The following is a 22267-nucleotide window of genomic DNA, read 5'->3' on the forward strand; positions in this document are numbered from 1 at the left end:
ATGGCCCGTGAGCTTGTCTGTGTCGCGCCCGTCGGCGACCGCTGTGGTGAGGGGGCCGTCTGGTCGGCGGACGAGGCGGCGCTCTACTGGACCGATATCAACCGCTTTCTGATCCACCGCTATGACGAGGCGATATGCGCGGTCAGGACGTGGCTCTTCGACGAGCCGGTGGTGGCGATTTCGTTGACGGGCGAGGACGGCCGCCTGCTCGTCGCGCTTGGATCGAAGCTGATCTGGTGGTGGCCAAAGATGGACCGGCGGCAGGATCACGGCTTCGTCCTGCCCGGTTCGCCGCGGGTGCGGCTGAATGACGGTCGCTCCGATCCCCTCGGAAACTTCTGGGTAGGCTCGATGAAGAACAACGTCCTGCCCGATGGCCAACTCGGCGACGTTGCGCCGGGCAAAGGCATCCTCTACCGGATCGCGCCCGATGGTGCCGTCACCGAATGGCGGCATGGCCTCGGCATTTCCAACACGCTCTGCTGGAGCCCGGACCGAAGCACCTTCTATTTCGGCGATACGCTCGCCAACGAAATCTATGCGTTCGATTATGATGCCACGGACGGCTCGATTTCCGACGAGCGGAACTTTTTCGCCGGCTTCGATCGCGGTTCGCCCGACGGCTCGGCGATCGACAGCGAGGGCTTCGTCTGGAATTGCCGCTATGGCGGTGGCTGCATTGCCCGGGTTGCGCCGGATGGCAGCCTTGCCGAGGCGATCGATATGCCGGTCACCAACATCACCACCTGCACTTTCGGTGGCGCCGACCTGAAGACGCTTTACATCACCACGGCTGGGGGAGGGCCAGCCGAGCGTCTCGCCGGCAGCCTCTATGCCATGCGCGTCGAAGTACCCGGAATGCCGGAAAACCGGTTCGGGGTGGCAAGCCGGTGAGCGCGGAGACCACGCGGCGCGCCCTTGCCTGGGCGCATGGCTGCCTCTCGGTGCAGTCGCTCGGCGGCATGCTCGGCCCGACGCTGTTCCTGCTGCCGGATGGGCGCCAGGTCAGCCCCTTGCACGTTGCGCCCTGGGGCAACGACCCCGAGCGCGAGACACTGCCGGAAATTTTGAAAGAATTGCGTGGCGAGTGGCCCTGCGTGCCTTTCGGCAGCGACGCCAGCCGCACGCTTCCTGCAGGCTGGTTCGTCGACGGTGAGAGTTTCGCCGGCGCCGCCGTGCCGCATGGCCATAGTTCCAACGCCCATTGGGCGTGGGGTGCCTGCGACGACCGCCAGATAACGATGGAGTGCCGTTATCCGGAGAACCATCCAATCCGCTTGCTTCGCCGGCAGGTCGTGCCGGACCCCTACGCGGCCGCCGTCGACATCACCCTGGAGATCGAAGCACGGCGTCCGTGCCGCCTGCCGATCGGCCTGCACCCGACATTCCGGCTCTCGAGCCGCCCCGGTTCGGTAGCCATCGAACCGGCTACCTATGATCAAGTCTGGAGTTTTCCCGGCGATGTCGAACCGGGCGCGGCTCTGTTCTCGCCTGAGCGGCAGTGGCCGTCGCTCGGCAAGGTCGAGACACGTCGCGGTGTGACCATCGACGCGTCTAAAGTGCCGCTCGTCGAAGAGACCGAGGACCTGCTGCAGCTCACGGGTATCGATGGTGGCCTTACGCTCCACTACCGCGACGAGGGGTTTCGCGCCCGGCTGAGATGGCAGAAGGAACATTTTCCGAGCCTTCTGCTCTGGTTCAGCAACCGCGGACGCAAGGCCTATCCCTGGAACGGGCGACACGTGGCGCTCGGCGTCGAGCCGATCGCTTCCGCCTTCGATCTCGGGCCGGCGGTCTCCACGGCCGACAATCCAATCGCGGCATCGGGCGTTGCGACGGCGATTGCCTTCGAACCCGATCAAGCTTTCACCACCCGCTATCGGCTTTCCGTCGAAGCCGCTCCGGTCGGCTGAGCCGTCGCTCGCCCAGCTATTTGCAACTGAAAGGCCAAGAGAATGAAATTGTTGCGTCTCACCGTCGACGGCTCCGCCGTGCCCTGCATCCTCGATGGCGAGGGCAAGGCGCGGGACGTGTCTTCGCTCGTTAAGGACTTCGCGGCGGAGACTTTGCCTGGTGTCTTGGCAGTGCTCTCCGGCGCCGATTTCGCGGCGCTCCCTGTGATGCCGGTGGTCGATGCGGACATCCTGCCGCCGGTCGCAAGGCCCGGTACGATCTGGTGCGTCGGCCTCAACTACTCCGACCATGCGGAAGAGGCGGGACTGCCAGTGCCGTCCGAACCGATCCTCTTCAACAAGGCAGCCGGGACCTATTGCGGCCCGAACGCGCCGCTTCTCCACTCCGAGAAAATGTCGAAGCTGGACTGGGAGGTCGAGCTCGGCATCGTCATCGGCAAGCGGGCGCTCAACGTATCGCGCGCCGAGGCTATGGACCATGTCCTCGGCTACACGATCGTCAACGATGTCTCCGAACGTGCCTGGCAGATGGAGCGCGGCGGCCAGTGGGTGAAGGGCAAGAGCTTCCCGAATTTCTGCCCGACGGGGCCCTGGCTTGTGACGAAAGACGAGGTTCCGAACCCGCAGGCCCTGTCGATGTGGCTCGACGTCAACGGCGAGCGCATGCAGGCGGGCTCGACTGCCCGGATGATCTTCGCCGTCGCGACCATCGTCTCCTACATGAGCGAGTTCTGCGTGCTGGAGCCCGGCGATCTCATCTGCACCGGCACGCCCCCCGGCGTCGGCATGGGCAAGAAGCCGCCGCGCTATCTTGGGCCCGGTGACGTGGTCGAACTCGGCATCGACGGTCTCGGCCGCCAGCGTCAGGTCGTTCAATCCCTCTAGACATGCAGAAGGGTCTCACCATGAAGGAAAAGACGGGACGTTTGGCAGGGCGCATTACCGTGGTCACGGCTGCCGGCCAGGGCATCGGCCGCGCGGTCGCCGAACGACTGATGGCTGAAGGCGCCGAGGTCCACGCCAGCGACATCAATGCCGAGCTGCTCGCCACGCTCGAAGGGGCCACGACGACGCGGCTCGATGCGACGGATGATGTGGCGGTCGGTGCCTATTTCGACGCCTTCGCCCGGGTCGATATCCTGGTGCACGCGGTCGGCTACGTGCATCAGGGCACGATCGAGGAATGCTCGCCCGCCGATTGGCGGCGCTCGGTGAACATTACGCTCGACAGCGCCTACAACGTCATTGCCGGCGCAATCTCGAAGATGAAGGCGGGTGGCGGCAGCATCATCACCATCGGATCGGTCGCCTCCTCGATCAAGGGTTTCCCGCGGCGTGCCGCCTATGGCGCCGCCAAGGGTGGCGTCATCGGTCTCACCAAGGCGGTGGCTGCTGACTACGTTTCTCAGGGCATCCGCTGCAATTCGGTCTGCCCCGGCACTGTCGCTTCGCCCTCCCTGGAAGAGCGCATCGGCGAACTCGGCGAAAAGCTTGGAAGCCGGGACGAGGCCTACCGGTCCTTCATCAGCCGCCAGCCGGCCGGCCGGTTTGGGACGGTGGAAGAGGTCGCCGCCATCTGCGCCTTCCTGGCTTCCGACGAGGCAGCCTTCATCACCGGGCAGGCGATCAATATTGACGGTGGCATCACGATTTGAGCCACGCGGCCGCTGGCTGGCTTGCGGCGCAACATCATCGGCGACGGCCGCTGCTCGGCCCGGAGGTTTTCGATTTCCGAGAGAAGCCAGCCAATCGCCCTCATCCTCGCCCTTGTGGCGGGGATCCAGCGACCCGACGCCTATCGGGTCGAAAGACCCTTTCGGCCCAAGGACTTGGGCCTGCTGGATTTCTGTGAAAGGCACAGAAATGAGGGAAGATTTCGTTGCCTCCTCCCCTCTGCGGCGTCGCAGTACAGCGCGCAATTGTTTGTACGAAGTCGTGAAACGCAAAAAAACACCTCCGGATGCGCTCCGGAGGTGTTTGTTTCTCGTGGCTTTCGGCAGGTGCGGGTCGACGCCTTCGGGTGCCAGCTTTGGTTTAAGCAGACAGCGCCTCGAACTCGGCGAGGATGGCGTCGCCCATTTCGCTCGTGCCGACCCTCCTGGCCCCTTCGGCCATGATGTCGCCGGTGCGGATGCCCTGGTCGAGCACGTTGGCGATCGCCTTTTCCAGATTGTCGGCTTCCTTTGTGAGGTTGAAGGAATAACGCAGGCACATGGCGAAGGAGGCGATCATGGCGATCGGGTTGGCAATGCCCTTGCCGGCAATGTCCGGGGCCGAGCCATGCACCGGCTCATAGAGCGCCTTGCGCTTGCCGCTGACACCGTCCGGTGCACCGAGCGAGGCCGAGGGCAGCATGCCGAGCGAACCGGTGAGCATCGCGGCCACGTCCGACAGCATGTCGCCGAACAGGTTGTCGGTGACGATGACGTCGAACTGCTTGGGCTGGCGCACCAGCTGCATGCCACCGGCGTCGGCCAGCATGTGCTCGAGCTGGACGTCGGCATATTTCGCCTTGTGCGTCTCGGTCACCACCTGGTTCCAGAGCACGCCCGACTTCATGACGTTGCGCTTCTCCATCGAGCAGACGCGGTTGTTCCGGGTGCGGGCCAGTTCGAAGGCGACGCCGGCGATGCGCTCGATCTCGTAGGTGTCATAGACCTGGGTGTCGATGCCGCGCTTCTGGCCGTTGCCGAGATCGATGATCTCCTTCGGTTCACCGAAATAGACGCCACCGGTCAGTTCGCGCACGATCAGGATGTCGAGGCCCTCGACCAGCTCGGGCTTCAGCGAGGAAGCGGCGGCCAGCGCCGGGTAGCAGATCGCCGGGCGCAGGTTGGCGAAGAGTTCGAGATCCTTGCGCAGACGCAGCAGACCGGCTTCCGGGCGAACCTCATAAGGCACCGCATCCCACTTCGGACCACCGACGGCGCCGAACAGCACCGCATCGGCGGCCAGCGCCTTTGCCATGTCCTCTTCCGAGATCGCCTGGCCGTGGGCGTCATAGGCCGAACCGCCGACCAGGCCCTCGTCCGTCACGAAGCCGGCAGAAAGCTCGGCATTCATATAGGCGATGATTTTGCGGACTTCCGCCATGGCTTCCGGGCCGATGCCGTCGCCGGGGAGGATGAAAAGCTTGCGGGCCATTGTCGGCACTCCTGTGGTTTTCAGTCGGTGTAAAGCGGCACGGCCGCGTTGGTAATGTTGCGGGCTAGACCGCTGCCTTCGCGCCTTCGATCTGTCCGATGCGCTCACGCAGCGTGTTTGCGACAGCCTGCGAGGCCGGGGCGAGGGCGATTTCAAGATTGGCGTTGCCGCCGTCGACCTCGATCGCGAGTTTCGAGACGCTGACGCCGAGCCGGCGAACGATGTCGAGCAGGCGGGAAACGATGTTTTCGAGATCGCCGCTCTCGATGGTGTAACGCATCGTGTCGCTCATCATGCCACCTTCGGCCATGGGCGCTGCTCAGGGCGCATGGTCTCGAAGGCGCGTGCGAGTCGCAGCACGCCGATATCGTCGAACTGCTGGCCGATGATCTGCAGGCCGATCGGCAGGCCGCTTGCGGTATAGCCGCAGTTGAGCGAGATCGCCGGCTGGCCGCCCATGTTGACGGCGACGGTGAAGGCGATGTGCTCGAACGGCTTCTGCGGATCGTTGACCGGCGAGGCCCATTCGGCCGGATAGGAGGCCGTCGGCGCGGTCGGCGAGAGGATGAAGTCATAGCCGGAAAGCGCCGCATGCAGCGCGTTGCGCATCGCCTCGATCTGGGCGAAGCCGGTATAGACCTCGCGGCCGGAGAAGTTCTCGGCCGTTTTGATCCAGTCAAAGATATAGGGCAGGATCTGCGCCTGCTTTTCCGGCGAAAGGCGCGACACGTCTTCCCAGCCGCGCGCCCGCCAGAAGCGGTCGAGACCGTCGATCATTTCGCGCGTCAGGAAGGGGCCGATCGGCTCGATGATCGCGCCGGCATCGGCAAAGAGCTGTGCCGCCTTCTTGACCGCCTGTTCCGTTTCTTGCGTGACCGACTGGCCAAAGCCGGCGTCGAGCCAGAGGCCGATCTTCAGACCCTTCGGATCGTGATCAAGATCGAGCCAGGGGAGATCGGCATAGGGCAGGGACATCGTGTCCCGGGCGTCCGGCTGCGACAGCACCGACATATAGAGCGCCGTGTCGGCAACCGTCCGGGTCATCGGCCCGGCGACGCGGCCGATGAAGGGCGGGTTGATCGGCACGCGCCCCGCCGAAGGCTTGAGACCGACGACGCCGCACCAGCCGGCCGGCAGGCGCACCGAACCGCCGATATCCGTACCGATATGAAGAGGCCCGTAGCCGGCTGCGGCAGCCGCGCCTGCGCCTGCGCTCGATCCGCCGGGATTGGCCGAGAGGTCCCACGGGTTGCGGGCGAGCTTGTGGAAGCTGGAAAGGCCGGAAGAGAGCATCCCGTAGTCCGGCATGGTGGTCTTGGCGAGCAGAATGCCGCCCGCCTCGCGGGTGCGGGCCGCCGGCGGCGCATCGGCGGCAGCAGGCGTCAGAGACACGGCGGCGCAGCCGAGCGGCACGGCGGTACCCTTCGTTGCGATGTTCTCCTTGATCGTCACCGGCACGCCGTCGATCGCCCCCAGAGGCTCACCCTTTGCCCAGCGTTCTTCTGATGCCTTGGCGGCCTTGCGGGCTTCAGTCGGATCATAGGCCCAGAGCGCGTTCAGCTTTGGCTCGGAGGCGTCGATGCGGGCAATGACGGCTTCCGTGACGTCGACGGGGGAAAGCTTCTTCGAGCGGTAGGCGTCGACAAGATCGACGGCGGAGAGATCGGCGAGTTCGGACATGGGGCACTTCCTAGGCAAAATGGCAGCGGGCGGACCAGGCCGGCGTCACCGGCTTGGCCTCAGGCGTACGGGTCAGACAGATGTCCTGCCTGCGAGGACAGACGGCGGCATAGGCGCAGCCGGCTGCGGTCGTGGCGGTATGGACCGGCGTTTGCGGTGGCCCATCGGAGCGCACGCGCTTGCGACGCCCGGAAAACGGCTTGGGCACGGCCGCGACCAGCGCCTGGGTGTAGGGATGGCGCGGGTTGTCGAAGACCTCTGTTGTCGGCCCTTCCTCGACGATGCGGCCGAGATGCATGACCGCGACCCTATCGGTAATGGCGCGAACGACGCCGAGATCGTGGCTGATGAAGAGGTAGGAAAGGCCAAGCTTTTCCTGCAGATCCATCATCAGGTTCAAAACCTGCGCCTGGATCGAGACGTCGAGTGCAGACACCGGCTCGTCGGCAACGATCAGCGCCGGCCTTGTGATCAGCGCGCGGGCAATGGCGATGCGCTGGCGCTGGCCGCCGGAGAACTCATGCGGATATTTCTCGGCCGACGCCAAGGGCAGGCCGACTGCCTCCAGAACGTCGGCGATGCGCCGATTGCGTTCTGTGGTGCCGGTCCCACGCTCCAGCGAAACGATCGGCTCGGAGATAATCGTCCTGACCGTATGGCGCGGATCGAGCGAGCCGTAGGGATCCTGGAAGATCGCCTGAAACCCCTTGCGTGCTTCGCGCAGGCCGGCACGATCGAGCGCGTAGATATCCTTGCCGGCGATCGAGACCTGGCCGGACCGCGGCCGTTCTAGTCCCATAACGGCGCGTGCCAGGGTCGATTTGCCCGAGCCGCTTTCGCCGACGATGCCGAGGCTCTGGCCGGCGGCGAGTTCGACGCTAACACCATGGAGCACGCGCAGACGGCTCTGCTTCGAGAAGATCGACGGGCGCGGCAGGTCGTATTCGCGCACCAGATCGGCGGTCTTGAGGATCACCTCGCTCACGGTGCCACCATCCTTTCGCGCGGATGAAAGCAGGCGGCGCGATGCTCCACATTTCCATCGGTATTGATCAGGTCGAGCGCCGGGATCGCCAGCCGACAGTCCGGCTGGGCGTAGGAACAGCGGTCCGCAAAGGAGCAGTAGGGCGGACGGCCAAAAGGGTCTGGAACGATGCCCGGGATGGCGTTCAGCCTCGGTCGCCCTTCGCTTGGCTGTCGCGGCGCGAGTGCCGCGCCATGCGGCGACGCGGCGAAGAGGCCACGGGCATAGGGATGCGCCATGCGGGCAAAGACATCGTCGGTGCGCCCGGTCTCGATGATCCGGCCGGCATACATGACCGCGATGCGGTCGGTCATCTCGGAGACGACGCCGAGATCGTGGGTGATCAGCATCAACGCCGTGCCGGTGTCTTCGATCAGTTCGTCGAGCAGATCGAGGATCTGCGCCTGCACCGTAACGTCGAGCGCCGTCGTCGGCTCGTCGGCGATCAGCAGATCCGGTTCGCAGGCGATCGCCATCGCGATCATCACGCGCTGGCGCTGGCCGCCGGAGAGTTGGTGCGGGTAGAGATCGAGATCGAAGCGCGGCGCCGGCAGGCCGACGCGGTCGAGAAGCGCACGCGCCTTCTTCTCGGCATCGGCTTTCGTTTCGCCGAGGTGCAGCCGCCGCCCCTCGGCGATCTGCGCGCCGATCGATTTGACCGGATTGAGCGCAGTCATCGGCTCCTGGAAGATCATCGCCATGCGCCGGCCGCGATAGCCGCAATAATCGGCTTCGCCCAAGCCCGCGAGATTGCGGCCGTCGAAGGAAAGCTCGCCCCGCACCCGCATGCGTTGCGGCAGCAGGCCCATGACGGCAAGTGCTGTCATCGACTTGCCGCTGCCGGATTCGCCGACGATCCCAAGCCGTTCGCCGCGGTTGAGCTCAAGATCGATGTCGCAGACGATATCGACCGTGTTTTTGCCCGCTGTGAGTTCGACCGACATGCCGGCCATCTGAAGCAAGGGTTTCGTCATCTTTGCCGCCTCACGCGCGGGTCGAGAATGTCGCGCAGGCCGTCGCCGAGCAGGTTGAGGCCGAGCACGGCGAAGGTGATCGCCAGTCCCGGGAAGATCGCGAGCCACGGCGCCTGATAGATGAAGGTCTGCGCGTCGTTCAGCATCTTGCCCCAGCTCGGCATCGGCGGCTGCGTGCCGAGGCCGACATAGGAAAGGCCGGCTTCGGCGACGATCGCCAACGCGAACTGGATCGTCACCTGGACGAGCAGCACGTGGTTGATGTTGGGCAGGATGTGCAGAAACGTGATCGCGACGTCGCCGCGGCCGGCGCATCGCGCGGCCTGCACATATTCGCGTTTCCAGAGACCCATCGAGGCGCCGCGCGTGACGCGGGCAAAGACCGGGATGTTGAAGATGCCGATTGCGATCATCGCATTGGTCGCACCGGGACCGAAGATCGCGGTGATGATGACAGCAGTCAGAAGCGCCGGAAAGGCAAAGGCAAGGTCGCTCATGCGCATCACGAGACCATCGACCCAGCCGCCGCGGGCGGCCGCCCAGGCGCCGAGCGGCACGCCGATGCCGGCGCCGACGAGAACCGCGACGATTGAGACGCTGATCGAGTTGCGGGCGCCGACCATGATCATCGACAGGATGTCGCGGCCGAAGTTGTCGGTGCCGAACCAATGGGCAAGGCTCGGCCCCTGCAGTTTGTCGCGGAAATTCATCGCCGTTGGCGAATAGGGCGTCCAGACATAGGAGACGACAGCCATCGCCACGAGGATGAGGGTAACGGTGGCGCCGATCGTCAGGTTTCGGCTGCCGATGAGCTTGGAGAAGAGGCCGGGTTGCGCGGCGGTTGCGGGAGCGGACATCAGTGGCCTCCCCGCGACAGGCGCGGATCCAGATAGCCGTAGACCAGATCGACGAGGAAATTGATGGTGATGACGGAAGCGGCAAGCAGCGTCACCAGCGTCTGCACTGTCACGAGGTCGCGCTGGGCGATCGCCTGGAAGACGAGGCGGCCGATACCCGGCAGGTTGAAGACGTTTTCGATGATGATCGTACCGGCAAGCAGGAAGGAAAATTGCAGGCCGATGATGGTGACGACCGGAATGAGGGCATTCGGCACCGCATGCTTCCAGAGCGCGCCGGAACGGCTAAGCCCCTTGGCGCGGGCGGTGCGAATGAAATCTTCGCCGAGCGTTTCGATGACGGCCGAGCGGGTGACGCGGCCGAGAATGGCGGCAAGCGGCAGGCCGAGCGCGAGCGCAGGCAGGATGAGCGAATGCAAGCCGTTCCAGATACCGCCTTCCCAGCCGGCAAAGCCGGAGGCCGGGAACCAGGCGAGCTTCAGGGCGAAGAGCAGGATGAAAAGCAAAGCGAGCCAGAAATTGGGAATGGCGACGCCAACCTGGGCGATGCCCATGACGACGGTGTCGCCGGCCTTGCCGCGGTTGGCGGCGGCATAGACGCCGATAGCGATGGCGACGACGACGGAGATTGCCATGGAGAGCAGCGCCAGCGGCAGCGTCACCAGGATGCGCGGGCCGAGCAGCTCTCGGATCGGCACCGAGTAAGTCAGGCTCATGCCGAAATCGCCGACGACGAAGCCGCCGATCCAGTGGAGGTAGCGGATCCAGATCGGCTGATCGAGGCCAAACTGCCGGTGCAGCGCGGCGATCGCATCTGCGTCGGCATTCATGCCAAGCATCAGTACGGCCGGGTCGCCGGGCAGCACCTGCATCAGCAGAAAGACGATGACTGAGGCGACCAGCGTCGTCAGCAAGAGCGACACGAGGCGACCGCCAATGAAGGAAATCACATCAACCTCCCGGAAAGAGCGAGCGTTGACCGGCGTCGGGGGCGTCGGTCAACGGCAGATCTGCGCCCACTCCCTCAGACGAAGGAGCGGATGCCAGAGCGGGATGCGGTTTTCCGCCCGCATCCCGCTCAATGAAAGTCGATCAGTTTTCCCAATAGGTCTGGGTCTGGTCGTCGGCCGGCACCGGCATGTTCTTCCAGAGACCTTTGACCTTCTTGTTCCAGACGCCGATCTTCGGCAGCGCGTAGAGGAACACGTTTGGTTCGTCGGCCGCGAGCTTGCGCTGGAGCTGGCCGATCAGGTCCATCTGCTCGGCCTCGGTCGCAGCCAGCGTGTAGGACTTGTAGAGCGCCTTGTATTCAGGGTTCTGGTAATTGAAGTAGTACTTGTCGCGGGCATAGATATCGAGGTCGCGGGCTTCCGCATGGGCGATGATCGTCGCGTCGAAGTTCGAGTTCTTGAACACCTGATCCAGCCATTGTGCGAACTCGATCGGAACGAGGTTCACCTTGACGCCGACTTCGCTGAGCATGGCTGCGATGATCTCACCGCCACGGCGGGCATAGGCCGGCGGCGGCAGCATGATGGTGATTTCGAGGTTCTGAACGCCCGCTTCCTGCAGCAGTTGCTGCGCCTTGCCCGGGTCATAGGGGTAAGTCTCGTTCAGATCGACATAGCCGGGCTCGACCGGCGAATAATGCGAGCCGATGGTCGTTCCGAAGCCCGAATAGGTGCCTTCGACCAGCGCCTTGCGGTCGATCGCATGGGCGAGCGCCTGCCGGACGCGCACGTCGTCGAAGGGCTTCTTCGCATTGTTGAGCGCGAGCACGACCTTGCCCGAGGTGCTGCCAACCTCGACCTGCAGGTTCGGGTCGCTCTGGAATTGGCTGACCAGTTCTGCGGCCTGGAACATCGGGAAAGCGTCGACATTGCCGGCGAGAACGGCAGCGGCGGCAGCCGACGGGTCGCTGATGAACTTGAAGGTCACTTCGCTGAGCTTGGCCGGTTCGCCCCAATAGTCGCCGTTCTTTTCAAGCACCACCTTGTCGCCCTTCGCCCATTCCTTGAACTTGAACGGGCCGGTGCCAACAGGCTTGGTCTTGTTGTCTGCGGCCGACGACGGCGCGATCATCACAGCGTCGCCCCAGGCCATGTTGAAGAGGAAGTTGGAGGCCGGGCGCTTCAGCGTCACGACCGCGGTCGCCGGATCCGGGCATTCGGTCTTTTCGATTGGCTCGAACAGGCCCTTCTGCGCATTGGTGGAATCGGCCGAGACGGCGCGCTCATAGGAGAATTTCACGACAGAGCAGTCGAAAGCGGTGCCATCGTGGAACTTGACGCCCTGGCGAAGCTTGAAGCTGTAGGTCTTCTGGTCGTCGGAGATCGTCCAGCTTTCGGCGAGCAGCGGCTTCACCGTGCCGTCTTCGACCACGCGGACGAGACCTTCGAAAAGGTTGCCGTAGGTGATGTAGCGGATCGGTGCTGCAGCACCCGCGGTCGGGTCAAGGCCCGGCGGCTCAAGCACCTGGCCGACGGTGATCGTATCCTTGGCCATCGCCGGCGTCAGCGACGCGGCGATGAAGCACGAGGCAAGCGCCAGTTTCGTCAAGTTCATGATGGTTCCCCCGCTTTGCGGTTTCGTTGTTCATGGTCCCAGAAATCGGATCGAAATAATCAGATCGAGCGTCCGCCGTCGACGTCGAGCGCCACGCCGGTGATCATCGATGCCTGCGGCGAGGCGACGAAGAAGGCGGCCTCCGCAAGGTCTTCCGGCTTCAACAGGCGTCCGAGCGGAATGGAATCGCGGAACTTCTTGCGGATTTCCTCGGAGTCCTCGCCCATGAAGGTGGAAAGCAGCGGCGTTTCGCCGGCGACCGGGTTGAGCGCGACGACACGGATGTTGAAGGGCGCGAGCTCGATCGCGAGCGCCTTGGTGGCCGAGACGACCCAGCCCTTGGTCGCGTTGTACCAGGCAAGGTTCGGACGCGGCCGGTTGGCGCCGGTCGATGCGATGTTGACGATGACGCCGGTCTTGTTTTCCTTCATGTGCGGCAGCAGCGCCCGCGTCATCAGATAGACGCCGCGCACATTGACGCCGAGGATGCGGTCGAACTCGTCGGGCTCGACCAGTTCGGCGTTTTGCGGCTTGTGGCCGATGCCGGCATTGTTGATCAGGATATCGACGCGTCCGAACTGCTGCAGACCCGCTGCAACGGCGGCTTCGACATCCGTCTCCTTGGCGATATCGGCAACCACGGGAACCGCGTTGGCTCCCAGTTCCTTGGAGACGCGCTCTGCCCCCGTTGCATCGCGGTCGACGACGATGACCTTGGCGCCGCCTTCGACGAACCGCTTCGCAATGCCCTCGCCGAAGCCGGAGCCTGCACCGGTGATGAGAGCGACCTTACCTTCTAGTGACACGTGTAGTTCCTCCCGAGGAGACTTAGATCATGGGTTAGAGCGGGATGCGGGCGGAAACCGCGCACGCTTTTCCTCATCCCGCTCTAGCCGTGGTAGACAGAGATGGTTTTCATGCTGGCAAAGCCGTAGAGCGCCTCAAAACCCTTCTCGCGGCCATGGCCGGATTTCTTGACGCCGCCAAAGGGCAGCTCGACGCCGCCGCCGGCGCCGTAATTGTTGATGAAGACCTGGCCGGCATGGACGGCGCGCGCCATGCGCAGCTGCCGGCCGCCATCATTGGTCCAAACGCCGCAGACGAGACCATAGTCGGTGCCGTTGGCGAGCCGGACGGCCTCTTCTTCGCCGTCGAAGGCCATGATCACCTGAACCGGGCCGAAGATCTCTTCCTGCACGGTGCGGTGTTCGTGCGGCACGTCACGCAATAGGGTGGGGGCGACATAGGCACCTTTCGAGGGCGCGTCAGCGACGATTTCGCCCTGCGCCGCGACCTTCAGGCCATCCTTGGCGGCGTCTGCAAGGAAGCCCTCGACGATCGCCTTCTGCCTCTGCGAGACGACCGGTCCGACCGAGAGATCGCTACCGGCCGGTCCGACCTTCAGCCCCCGGTATCGCTCGCTCATGCGTGCCACCACGTCTTCATAGACGGCGCGCTCGACCAGAATACGCGACGATGCCGAGCAGGTCTGGCCGGCATTCTGAATGCCGGCATTGACGAGGAAGGGGACCGCGCGGTCGAGATCCGCATCGGCAAAGACGATCTGCGCTGACTTGCCGCCGAGTTCCAGCGTCACCGGCACGGCGTTCTTGGCTGCGGCCGCCTGTACCATTTCGCCGGTGCGCACCGAACCGGTGAACGAGATGTGGTTGACGTCGGGATGTTCGGAAAGGGCAGCCCCTGCCTCCGAGCCGAAGCCGGTGACGATGTTCAAGGCACCCGACGGCAGGCCTTCTTCTTCGGCGATGCGGGCGAATTCGAGGATCGTCAGGCAAGCCTCTTCTGCCGGCTTGACCACGGCCGCGTTGCCCATGGCAAGGGCTGCGCCGAGGCTGCGGCCGAGGATCTGCATCGGATAGTTCCAGGGGATGATGTGGCCAGTGACGCCATGCGGCTCATAGACGGTCAGCACGGTGAAGCCGTTCTGATACGGGATCGTGTCGCCATGCACCTTATCGGCGGCGCCGCCGTAGAATTCGAGATAGCGGGCAAGCGCCACGACGTCGGCCCGCGCTTGCGTCAGCGGCTTGCCGACATCGCGTGCTTCGAGTTCCGTCAGAAGGTCGATGTTGCGCAGCACGCCCGCCGAAATCCGGGTCAGCACCCGGCCACGCTCGGTCGGCGTCATGCGGCCCCAGTCACCTGCGAGTGCCGCACGGGCCGAGCGCACGGCGAGATCGATATCATCCCGGGTGCCCCGGGCGATGCGCGCGAATTCCTGGCCATTGGATGGGTCGCGCACGGCAATGAACTCGCCGTTCGTTGCGTCCTGCCACTTGTTCGCGATAAAATTGCCGTAGCTCTTCACAGTCATGCCTCTTTGTCAGTCCCGCGCTCTTCAAGCAGCGCCTTCAATCTCATGGCCGTCGCATTGATATGCGCGCGCGCCAGCTTCTCGGCTTCATCAAGGTTCCGTGCGGCGATCGCCTCAACGATCAGCCCGTGTTCGGCGACGGCTGTGCTCGCCCGTTCGCTGGACAGCGAAAACGCCGGTGCAAACACCTGCGAGGTCATGCGCAGGAGCGGCCCGAGCGGCGCCAGCGACGCATTGCGTGAGGCACCAACGATCGCTTCGTGAAATATGACATTGGATTGGGTGTAGGCACCCGGATCCCAATTCTCTACGATCTTGCGCTGGCGCTCGACCTGTTTTGCCAGGTCCTTGATTTCGGCCGTGGTTGCGCGTTCGGCAGCGTTACGCGCCGCAACGCCATCCATCGCTTCGCGCACCGCGTAGGCGTCGAGCAGTTTCGGCAGGTCGGCGGTTGCGACCCTGACACCGCTGCCTGGCTTGTTGACGACCAGCCCGTCGCGCTCCAGCACCCGCAACGCTTCTCGAAGTGGCGTGCGGCTGATGCCGAACTCGGCAGCGATCTTCTCCTGGCGGAGGGTCGCGCCGGGCGCATAGACACCAGCATAGATGCGTTCGCGAAGTGCCTGTGCCACTTCGTCGAGAAGGCGCGATTGGCTTCGCCATTCGAAGGATTGGTTCATGGATCCCTCCCAAGATCGAAGCAAATTGTATCCAGGATACAGACGGTGTCAATCGGGGAGTGAGCGGTAGACGCGCGATCGCGGACCGAAACGGGGACGATACTGCGTCTCCCCACCTTCTTGTCCGGGCGACGAGCTCGCGCTGGGCCATCTGCCGCGCGCGATCAACATTCCCTTGGATGAACTCGAAACCTGGCCCGCCGAACCGCCGCAAGACAACGAGACTATCGCCTATTGCCGCGCCCTATTGCGTCGTCTCCTTCGAGACTGTCGCCTCCCTCAGCGCGAAGGGTTTCCAGGTCCACCGGCTCGAAGATGGTTTCCCGGAATGTGAGGCGGCCGGATTGCGGGTCGAAACGGCCGCTTGAGACGCTCGCGTGCAAACAGTATGAGCCCATTTCAGGGCTCGATGTCGAGCTCAGGATAGCGGCGAAAGATACCGTCCTCGTTGAAGGCGAGCCGCCGCGGGGAAGCGAGATAGGCGGCGAGTTTCGGCCTCGCTTTCACCGAGGCATGCAGCTTCATGAGGTTCGGATACCGTGCCTCATAGTGCCGCATTGCCTTGGCGAAGGCATAGCGCAATCCTTCGATCACCTGGAACAGCGAGAGGTCGACATAGGTCAGGCCATTACCGACGGCGTGGCCACTGCCATCAGGGTTTTGCGCGAGAACGCGCTCGAAATAGCCGAGAAACTTGGGGATGCGGTTGGTGACGAATTCGGCCGCGCGGGCCTTGGCCTCTTGCTTCTGGTCTTCGTAATAATTCGAGGTCGCGATCGGGTGGTGGGTATCATGCACTTCGGCGACGAAATCGGTGATGGTGAGCTGCAGGCCGTTGGCGAACCAGCGAAGCGGCTCATCGTCAGGCGCGAGGCGGAGTTTGGGGCCGAGGTAGAAGAGAATGTTCGCCACGTGCGAGACGATCTGGTCGCCATCCCTCAGGAACGGCGGCGCGAAGGGGATGTGCACTTCGGTGGCGCTCTCCATCAGCCTCATCATTTCGCCAGTGCCGCGGCCCGGTTCGCGCGTGACGTCAACATAGTCGGCGCCAGCATCTTCGAGCGCGAGGCGCACGAACTCTCCGCGGCCCTGAATGCCGTCCCAATAGTACAACTCATAGGTCATGGAAGCCTCGATCCGGTTCGATATCCGATGGATATAGGCTCGCGAAGGCTCACGGCGAGGGCTGGATCGCCGTTGGGCGCCGCACTCTGTCGGGCGGGCCAGGACCCATGCTATGCATCTGGGATCAAGCAGGGGATGCCAGGGTGAGCAAGCCGAACTATCGCGACATCGCCGCGCTCGCCGGTGTGGGAACGGCCACGGTCGAGCGGGTGCTCAACGGGCGCGGCGGCGTTCGTCCAGACCTTGTCGAGAAGGTGGTGGTCGCCGCGCGCACACTGAATTATCCGCGCACGCTTCCCGATACGCATCGTGGGCTGCTGCGCATCGACGTGCTGATGGTCCGCCCCGAAACAACCTTCTATCGCCGCCTCTCCAAGGCGTTCGAAAGGATCGCCGAGACACTCGATCCGCTTGTCGTCGTGCAGCGCAGCTTCACCGAGGAGATGAAACCGGACGAGATTGCGCGGCGGATTCTGTCGACCGAGGTGCCGCGTGCCGGCCTGATCCTCGCGGTGCCGAACAGCCCGCTGATCAGCGCGGCGGTCGAAGCCGTCGTCGCGCGCGGCGTGCCGGTCATCCACGTCGTAACGCGGGCGTCCGAAAAGTTGGGCGAATTCGTCGGCATCGACAACGACGCGGCCGGAAGAACGGCAGCCCTCTTCATCGCCCGCATGGCGCAAAGGCCTGGTCCCGTCGTCGCGCTCTGCCATCCGATCTATCAGGTCCACCGCGATCGTCTCAGCGGCTTTTCGGCCTATTTCCGTGAACATCCGGGCGAGCGCCGTTTCGAATGGCTGGGCTTCACCCGCGACGAGGAGCACTACAGCGCCGAAGCGTTGCGGTCCGCGCTGGACATGTATCCGGATATGGCCGGGCTCTATAACGCCGGCGGCGCCAACGCCGCCCTGATCGATGTGCTCCGCCGGCATCCGCGCGGCAACGAGATCTTCTTCGTCGGCCACGAACTGACCGACTATACGCGCAAGGCGCTCGCCGACGGCATCATGGACGTCGTGCTGGACCAGGCACCCGAAGCGCAGGCCCGCCGCGCCCTCGATCTTGTCCTCCGCCGGATCGGCCTCTCCGAGATGGAGCCGGACAATGCGCCCATCCGCTTCATCACCATCACGGCCGAGAGCCTTTGATCTGATTTGATCAAACTAGGTTTCGCGGTTCAGAACGCCTCCTGCTAGATTTTTGTCAAGAAGGAGAACGCGGATCCGACGGAACCGGAAGGCCACCTCCTTCACAGGAATTTGGGCGGAACGCACTCGGTCCGCCGGGAGGAGCGTTATGGACGACTTAAAATACGGGACGCGCAACAAGCGCGGCGACTGGGCACCGAACCAGCCGATCGAGACGGCACCGCTGTTTGCCTTTCCGCCCAGGCTGCTGGCGCTCGCAAAGTGGCTGCCGCACTATTTCTTTCCGTGGAATGCGATCTTCGCGGCTTCCGCCGTTGCCTACTGGGCCTGGGTGATCCCGCCGGTCGAGACGATGCAGACGCTCGGTATTGGCTGGATCGCCTGGCTTTACGTGGTGAACGCGGTCTGCGTCTTCCTGTTCTACGGCGCGTTCGAACTGCATCTCTATGTGCTGAAGCGGCAGAAAAACCGCTTCAAGTACAATGGTAAGTTCCCGGCCGAGCAGAAGAGCAAGGCGTTCTGGTTCGAAAGCCAGAACCTCGACAATGTCCTGCGCACGTTCCTTTCGGGCGTGACCATCTGGACCGCCGTCGAGGTCTGCATGCTCTTCGCCTATGCCAATGGCTATGCGCCGTGGCTCACCTTCGCGGAAAATCCGTGGACGCTCGCTCTGGTCGCACTCGTCGTGCCTGTTATCCACGAGTTCCACTTCTTCTGCATCCACCGGCTCATCCACACGCCGTTGCTCTACAAGTGGGTGCACTCGGTCCACCACAATTCGGTGAACCCGTCGCCGTGGTCGTCGCTGTCGATGCATCCGGTCGAACACCTGCTCTACTTCGGAACCGCCTTCTATCACCTGATCCTGCCGTCCAACCCGATCCTGATGCTCTACCAGCTTCACTATGCGGGCTTCGGCGCCATTCCCGGCCATGTCGGCTTCGACAAGGTCGAGGTCGGCGAAGAGACGCTCGTCGATAGCCACGCCTACGCGCATTACCTGCACCACAAGTATTTCGAGGTGAACTATGGCGACGCCCTGATCCCGCTCGATCGCTGGTTCGGCACCTGGCACGACGGTTCGGCCGATGGCGAGGCCCGGATGCAGGAGCGTTACCGCAAGCGTAAAGAGAAACTCGCAGCCCGCAAGGCACGCAACACCATCGGGGAGGCAGCAGAATGAGCGATCTATCGACCTGGGTACCAGCCTGCAAACTGGAGGACATCGAACAGGAAGGCGCGATCCGCTTCGACCATGCCGGTCGCACCTACGCCGTCTACCGCGGCCCGGACGACAGCGTCTATTGCACTACCGGCCTCTGCACCCATGAGGCGATCCATCTCGCCGATGGCCTCGTCATGGATTACGAGGTGGAATGTCCCAAGCATTCCGGCGCCTTCGACTACCGCACCGGTGAAGCCCTCAGGCTTCCCGCCTGCGAAAACCTCAGGACCTACCCCGCCGAAGTCGTCGACGGAGAGGTCCGCGTGGCCCTCGGCTAGAGTTCCACTCGGCATTGAAGGCCCGTCGGGCCTCCGGAATGCACGCGGGTGGTCCGGCACCCTTTTGGGAGGAAATCATGAAATCCATGTACCTGGCGGCAGCGCTTGCCGCCTTGATGGGAAGTGCTGCTTCTGCGGAGACGATCGGCGTCTCGATGCAGAGCTTCGACAACAACTTCCAGACGCTGCTGCGCGAAGGCATCAACGCGAAGGCATCGGAGACAGGCGGTGTCAGTGTCCAGATCGAGGACGCCCAGACCGACATCTCCAAGCAGCTCAACCAGGTCAACAACTTCATCGCGTCTGGCGTCGATGCGATCATCACGACACTGGCCGATACTTCGGCGGCTCCGGGCATCAGCGAGGCGGCAGAGAAGGCCGGTATCCCGCTCGTCTATCTCAACCTGCAGCCCGACAATGTCGCCAGCCTGCCGCAAAAGCAGGCCTATGTCGGCAGTCGCGAAACCGACTCCGGCAAGCTGGGCGCCGAGGCCGCCTGTTCGCTGCTGAAGGAAAAGGGCAAGGCCAGTGATGCGCAGGTCTATATCCTGATGGGCGATCTCGCCCACCAGGCCTCGCGTGATCGCACCTCGTCCTTCAAGGAGACGCTCGCCGCCGGAGACTGCAAGGGTGCTGTCATCGCCGATGAGCAATCGGCTGCCTGGACGCGCACCAACGCGATGGACCTCACCACCAACTGGATCACCGCCGGTCGCCCGATCGACGTGGTCTTCGCCAACAACGACGAAATGGCGATCGGCGCCATCCAGGCGCTGAAAGCCGCGGGTGTGTCGATGGATGACGTGATCGTCGTCGGCATCGACGCCACGCAGGATGGCCTCGCCGCCATGGCCGCCGGCGACCTCGATGCGACGGTGTTCCAGAACGCCAAGGGGCAGTCGGCCAGCGCGCTCGATGCCGCCGTTGCCTTGGCACGCGGCAAGGCCGTCGAACGGGAAGTGATGGTTCCCTTCGAGCTCGTCACGCCCAAGAACATGGCCGACTACACCACCCGCAACTGATCCGCCTACTGCATGTTTCCTTTAATCGGAGCCGATCAAGGGGACAAAACATGCAGGCATTCAAAGTTCGACAGCGACCTCTATGCGTCTGATAAGACGCGCGGCGCTGTGGGCCGGCGCATTTCTCCTGCCTGCGCCGGCCACCTCTTTTTTGAGCGGGATGAGGAAAATTGCGTGCGGTCTTCCGCCCGCATCCACTCCACCATTTGATCAATGGAGCACGTCATGGACGGCATGGTCATCATCGGCGCCGGGGAGTCCGGCACGCGCGCGGCCTTTGCGCTCAGGGAATCGGGCTTTGCCGGCAGCGTCACACTGGTCGGCACGGAACCGCATCTGCCCTATGAGCGGCCGCCACTGTCGAAACCGATCAATGGCGCGGTACAGATGAAGCCGATCTGCGGCGCTGAGGCGCTGGAGGCAGCCGGTATCGATTACCGCCAGGGAGTTTCTGCATCTCGACTGGATGCCGATGACCGCACCGTCACCTTGAGCGATGGCCGGACGCTCACCTATGACAAGCTGCTGCTCGCCACCGGTGCCCGCCCGAGACGGCTCACTTGCCCAGGAGCCGAGCGCGCGCTCGATTTCCGCACCTACCCGGATGCGGCGGCGATCTTCGCCCGTGCCGAAGGCGGCAGACAAGTTGCGATCATCGGCGGCGGGCTCATCGGCATGGAACTCGCGGCGGTGCTGCGCGGCAAGGGCATCGCTGTCAGCGTCATCGAAATGGCGCCGAAGCCGCTCGGCCGCGCCGTTCCGCCGCGCTTTGCTGCGAGGCTCCACGCCCGGCATCTGGACGAAGGCGTTGCCTTCCATCTCGGACAGGGCATCGCCGAAATCACCGATGATGCGGTTGTTCTTGCCGGTGGCGCCGCGGTGCCGGCCGATATCGTCGTCGCCGCCATCGGCGTCCAGCCGGATACAGCACTCGCAGAGGCGGCAGGGCTTGCCGTCGGCAACGGTATCCTGACCGATGGCTATCTGCGCACCAGCGACCCGAACATCTTTGCATCAGGCGATTGCGCCGCCGTGGCCCAGCCGACGGGCGGGCATGTGCGCTTCGAAAGCTGGCGCAATGCGCGCAACCAGGCGGAGGTAGCGGCCCGCAACATGGCCGGCGGCAAGGAGACCTTCGCCGCCATCCCCTGGTTCTGGACCGATCAATATGACCTCGGCCTGCAGGTGGCAGGCCTGCCGCATCCGGACCATCAAAGCGTGACGCGCCAGCTCGACGGCGGCGAACTCGAATTCTACCTGGATGGCGGGCGTCTCGTCGCGGCCGCAGGCCTTGGTCTCGGCAACGGTCTGGCCAAGGACATCAAGCTCGCGGAAATGCTGATTGCCGCCGGTATCAGCCCGGCCCCCTCTGCGCTTGCCGACGCCAGCGTCAACCTCAAGGCGCTGCTCAAAAGTGCCAGGGCCGCTTGATGCAGAAGCTGCTTGTCTTTCAATCGCTCTGGGCGATGGAGCGCCGGCATGCCGACGGCTTTGAGCGCAGTCTCGAAGAGAACATCGCAATGATCTTTGAAGCCGGGTTCGATGGCATCAGCGCGCACTATACCAATCGGCGCGATGTCGAGCATCTCAATGCCGTGATCCGCGGCACCGGCCTGAAGATCGAGGGCGTCTGCTTTCCGAGAAGCGTCGAGGATCTGCGCCTGACGCTGGAATTGGCCTCGGAGTTCCCGGTGAGCCACATCGACCTGCAAGCCGACATTCGTCCGCGCCGGGTCGAGGATTGCCTGCCGCTCGTTGACGGGTGGACGCGGCTTGCCGAGGAGATGGGCGTTCCCCTCTATATCGAAACCCATCGCCACCGGATCACCAGCGATCTCCTCTTCACGCTCGACCTGCTCGACCTGCGGCCCAAGCTGCCGCTCTTGGCCGATCTCTCGCACTATCTCGTTGGCCGGGAGTTCGCTTTCCCCGTCGAAGACGAGAGCCACGCCCAGATCCAACGGATCTTGCGCAATGCCGGCGCCTTCCACGGGCGCATCGGCTCGTGCCAGCAGATTCAGATCGAGCTTTCCTTTCCGCACCATCAGCCCTGGGTCGATCTTTTCGGTGAGTGGTGGGGCTACGGCTTCCGGAACTGGCGCTCCCGCGCTGCTGAAGATGCCGAGCTGGTGATGACCTGCGAGCTCGGCCCAAGGCCCTATGCCATCACCGACAGGGATGGCAACGACTCGACCGACCGGTGGGCCGAGGCGCTCCTGTTACGCGAGATGGTCCGCGACATCTGGGCCGAGAGCGCAATCTCGCCCGATAGGAGCGCAAGATTTGAGGACGCTTGAACT

The 22267-nt window shown here is 63.9% G+C and carries 22 protein-coding genes; 10 read left to right on the forward strand and 12 right to left on the reverse strand.

Translation table 11 applies throughout. From position 1 onward, the window contains the following. The 4 genes from LAC81_RS24600 to LAC81_RS24615 are packed head-to-tail and all read left to right on the forward strand — an operon-like array spanning position 1 to position 3568. The gene (locus LAC81_RS24600) at positions 1–894 is read left to right on the forward strand and encodes an SMP-30/gluconolactonase/LRE family protein (RefSeq protein ID WP_223729765.1); all 894 of its coding nucleotides are present in this window, start codon (positions 1–3) and stop codon (positions 892–894) included. Then, positions 891–1913, forward strand: a complete 1023-nt coding sequence (locus tag LAC81_RS24605) for a hypothetical protein (protein WP_223729766.1) — start codon at positions 891–893, stop codon at positions 1911–1913. Before LAC81_RS24600 ends, LAC81_RS24605 begins: the two co-directional genes overlap by 4 nt. A 42-nt stretch (positions 1914–1955) precedes the next feature. Then, a complete protein-coding gene (locus LAC81_RS24610; protein ID WP_223729767.1) occupies positions 1956–2798 on the forward strand; it encodes a fumarylacetoacetate hydrolase family protein in 843 nt (280 codons plus the stop codon). Positions 2799–2818: 20 nt separating this feature from the next. Next, complete coding sequence (locus LAC81_RS24615; protein WP_223729768.1) at positions 2819–3568, forward strand: SDR family oxidoreductase; 750 nt, start codon at positions 2819–2821, stop codon at positions 3566–3568. A 379-nt stretch (positions 3569–3947) separates the two neighbouring features. Here LAC81_RS24615 and leuB read toward each other — a convergent pair whose 3' ends face one another. From leuB to LAC81_RS24675, 12 genes are all read right to left on the reverse strand, one after another. Next, complete coding sequence (leuB, locus tag LAC81_RS24620; RefSeq protein WP_223729769.1) at positions 3948–5057, reverse strand: 3-isopropylmalate dehydrogenase; 1110 nt, start codon at positions 5055–5057, stop codon at positions 3948–3950. A 64-nt stretch (positions 5058–5121) separates the two neighbouring features. Continuing rightward, positions 5122–5349 carry a hypothetical protein gene (locus LAC81_RS24625; protein ID WP_223729770.1) on the reverse strand — a complete coding sequence of 76 codons (228 nt, stop codon included), beginning with the start codon at positions 5347–5349 and terminating at the stop codon, positions 5122–5124. Further along, positions 5349–6737: an amidase gene (locus LAC81_RS24630; protein ID WP_223729771.1), complete on the reverse strand. Its 1389-nt coding sequence runs from the start codon at positions 6735–6737 to the stop codon at positions 5349–5351. The genes LAC81_RS24625 and LAC81_RS24630 overlap by 1 nt, the downstream gene beginning before the upstream one ends. 10 nt (positions 6738–6747) lie before the next feature. After that, positions 6748–7722: an ABC transporter ATP-binding protein gene (locus LAC81_RS24635; RefSeq protein ID WP_223729772.1), complete on the reverse strand. Its 975-nt coding sequence runs from the start codon at positions 7720–7722 to the stop codon at positions 6748–6750. Next, complete coding sequence (locus LAC81_RS24640) at positions 7719–8735, reverse strand: ABC transporter ATP-binding protein (protein ID WP_223729773.1); 1017 nt, start codon at positions 8733–8735, stop codon at positions 7719–7721. Before LAC81_RS24640 ends, LAC81_RS24635 begins: the two co-directional genes overlap by 4 nt. Further along, positions 8732–9592, reverse strand: a complete 861-nt coding sequence (locus LAC81_RS24645) for an ABC transporter permease (RefSeq protein WP_223729774.1) — start codon at positions 9590–9592, stop codon at positions 8732–8734. The genes LAC81_RS24640 and LAC81_RS24645 overlap by 4 nt, the downstream gene beginning before the upstream one ends. Continuing rightward, on the reverse strand, positions 9592–10542 hold the full coding sequence (locus LAC81_RS24650; RefSeq protein WP_223729775.1) for an ABC transporter permease: 951 nt from the start codon (positions 10540–10542) through the stop codon (positions 9592–9594). The genes LAC81_RS24645 and LAC81_RS24650 overlap by 1 nt, the downstream gene beginning before the upstream one ends. Before the next feature lie 142 nt (positions 10543–10684). Then, positions 10685–12160: an ABC transporter substrate-binding protein gene (locus LAC81_RS24655; protein ID WP_419195888.1), complete on the reverse strand. Its 1476-nt coding sequence runs from the start codon at positions 12158–12160 to the stop codon at positions 10685–10687. Between the two features lie 56 nt (positions 12161–12216). Further along, positions 12217–12963 carry a glucose 1-dehydrogenase gene (locus tag LAC81_RS24660; protein ID WP_223729777.1) on the reverse strand — a complete coding sequence of 249 codons (747 nt, stop codon included), beginning with the start codon at positions 12961–12963 and terminating at the stop codon, positions 12217–12219. 83 nt (positions 12964–13046) lie between these two features. Continuing rightward, entirely contained in the window at positions 13047–14492 is a 1446-nt protein-coding gene (locus LAC81_RS24665; RefSeq protein ID WP_223729778.1) for an aldehyde dehydrogenase family protein, read from the reverse strand. After that, positions 14489–15172 (reverse strand): GntR family transcriptional regulator, encoded by a 684-nt coding sequence (locus LAC81_RS24670; RefSeq protein ID WP_223729779.1) that lies wholly within the window; start codon positions 15170–15172, stop codon positions 14489–14491. The genes LAC81_RS24665 and LAC81_RS24670 overlap by 4 nt, the downstream gene beginning before the upstream one ends. A 399-nt stretch (positions 15173–15571) precedes the next feature. Then, a complete protein-coding gene (locus LAC81_RS24675; RefSeq protein WP_223729780.1) occupies positions 15572–16297 on the reverse strand; it encodes a glutathione S-transferase family protein in 726 nt (241 codons plus the stop codon). A gap of 143 nt (positions 16298–16440) precedes the next feature. On the opposite strand from LAC81_RS24675, the gene LAC81_RS24680 reads away from it, so the two are divergent. The 6 genes from LAC81_RS24680 to LAC81_RS24705 all read left to right on the forward strand — a co-directional run bounded on the left by LAC81_RS24680 (position 16441) and on the right by LAC81_RS24705 (position 22264). Then, the gene (locus tag LAC81_RS24680; protein ID WP_223729781.1) at positions 16441–17442 is read left to right on the forward strand and encodes a LacI family DNA-binding transcriptional regulator; all 1002 of its coding nucleotides are present in this window, start codon (positions 16441–16443) and stop codon (positions 17440–17442) included. A 148-nt stretch (positions 17443–17590) separates the two neighbouring features. Continuing rightward, positions 17591–18625, forward strand: coding sequence for a sterol desaturase family protein (locus LAC81_RS24685; RefSeq protein WP_223729782.1), 1035 nt, complete (start codon positions 17591–17593; stop codon positions 18623–18625). Continuing rightward, on the forward strand, positions 18622–18945 hold the full coding sequence (locus LAC81_RS24690) for a MocE family 2Fe-2S type ferredoxin (RefSeq protein ID WP_223729783.1): 324 nt from the start codon (positions 18622–18624) through the stop codon (positions 18943–18945). The genes LAC81_RS24685 and LAC81_RS24690 overlap by 4 nt, the downstream gene beginning before the upstream one ends. Positions 18946–19022: 77 nt before the next feature. Continuing rightward, positions 19023–19967 (forward strand): substrate-binding domain-containing protein, encoded by a 945-nt coding sequence (locus tag LAC81_RS24695; RefSeq protein ID WP_223729784.1) that lies wholly within the window; start codon positions 19023–19025, stop codon positions 19965–19967. A gap of 225 nt (positions 19968–20192) precedes the next feature. After that, the gene (locus tag LAC81_RS24700) at positions 20193–21398 is read left to right on the forward strand and encodes an NAD(P)/FAD-dependent oxidoreductase (protein WP_223729785.1); all 1206 of its coding nucleotides are present in this window, start codon (positions 20193–20195) and stop codon (positions 21396–21398) included. Then, a complete protein-coding gene (locus LAC81_RS24705) occupies positions 21398–22264 on the forward strand; it encodes a sugar phosphate isomerase/epimerase (RefSeq protein ID WP_223729786.1) in 867 nt (288 codons plus the stop codon). Before LAC81_RS24700 ends, LAC81_RS24705 begins: the two co-directional genes overlap by 1 nt. Positions 22265–22267: the final 3 nt, after the last annotated feature.

This window comes from Ensifer adhaerens (genome assembly GCF_020035535.1).
In the GTDB taxonomy this organism is placed as follows: Bacteria; Pseudomonadota; Alphaproteobacteria; order Rhizobiales; family Rhizobiaceae; genus Ensifer.

Bases quoted from the DNA above. Each gene is read 5' to 3' on its own strand.
- LAC81_RS24670 (WP_223729779.1), bottom strand. From the start codon at position 15,172: ATGAACCAATCCTTCGAATGGCGAAGCCAATCGCGCCTTCTCGACGAA.
- LAC81_RS24665 (WP_223729778.1), bottom strand. From the start codon at position 14,492: ATGACTGTGAAGAGCTACGGCAATTTTATCGCGAACAAGTGGCAGGAC.
- LAC81_RS24600 (WP_223729765.1), top strand. From the start codon at position 1: ATGGCCCGTGAGCTTGTCTGTGTCGCGCCCGTCGGCGACCGCTGTGGT.
- leuB (WP_223729769.1), bottom strand. From the start codon at position 5,057: ATGGCCCGCAAGCTTTTCATCCTCCCCGGCGACGGCATCGGCCCGGAA.
- LAC81_RS24700 (WP_223729785.1), top strand. From the start codon at position 20,193: ATGGACGGCATGGTCATCATCGGCGCCGGGGAGTCCGGCACGCGCGCG.
- LAC81_RS24610 (WP_223729767.1), top strand. From the start codon at position 1,956: ATGAAATTGTTGCGTCTCACCGTCGACGGCTCCGCCGTGCCCTGCATC.
- LAC81_RS24640 (WP_223729773.1), bottom strand. From the start codon at position 8,735: ATGACGAAACCCTTGCTTCAGATGGCCGGCATGTCGGTCGAACTCACA.
- LAC81_RS24675 (WP_223729780.1), bottom strand. From the start codon at position 16,297: ATGACCTATGAGTTGTACTATTGGGACGGCATTCAGGGCCGCGGAGAG.
- LAC81_RS24695 (WP_223729784.1), top strand. From the start codon at position 19,023: ATGAAATCCATGTACCTGGCGGCAGCGCTTGCCGCCTTGATGGGAAGT.
- LAC81_RS24645 (WP_223729774.1), bottom strand. From the start codon at position 9,592: ATGTCCGCTCCCGCAACCGCCGCGCAACCCGGCCTCTTCTCCAAGCTC.
- LAC81_RS24705 (WP_223729786.1), top strand. From the start codon at position 21,398: ATGCAGAAGCTGCTTGTCTTTCAATCGCTCTGGGCGATGGAGCGCCGG.
- LAC81_RS24690 (WP_223729783.1), top strand. From the start codon at position 18,622: ATGAGCGATCTATCGACCTGGGTACCAGCCTGCAAACTGGAGGACATC.
- LAC81_RS24630 (WP_223729771.1), bottom strand. From the start codon at position 6,737: ATGTCCGAACTCGCCGATCTCTCCGCCGTCGATCTTGTCGACGCCTAC.
- LAC81_RS24625 (WP_223729770.1), bottom strand. From the start codon at position 5,349: ATGAGCGACACGATGCGTTACACCATCGAGAGCGGCGATCTCGAAAAC.
- LAC81_RS24615 (WP_223729768.1), top strand. From the start codon at position 2,819: ATGAAGGAAAAGACGGGACGTTTGGCAGGGCGCATTACCGTGGTCACG.
- LAC81_RS24685 (WP_223729782.1), top strand. From the start codon at position 17,591: ATGGACGACTTAAAATACGGGACGCGCAACAAGCGCGGCGACTGGGCA.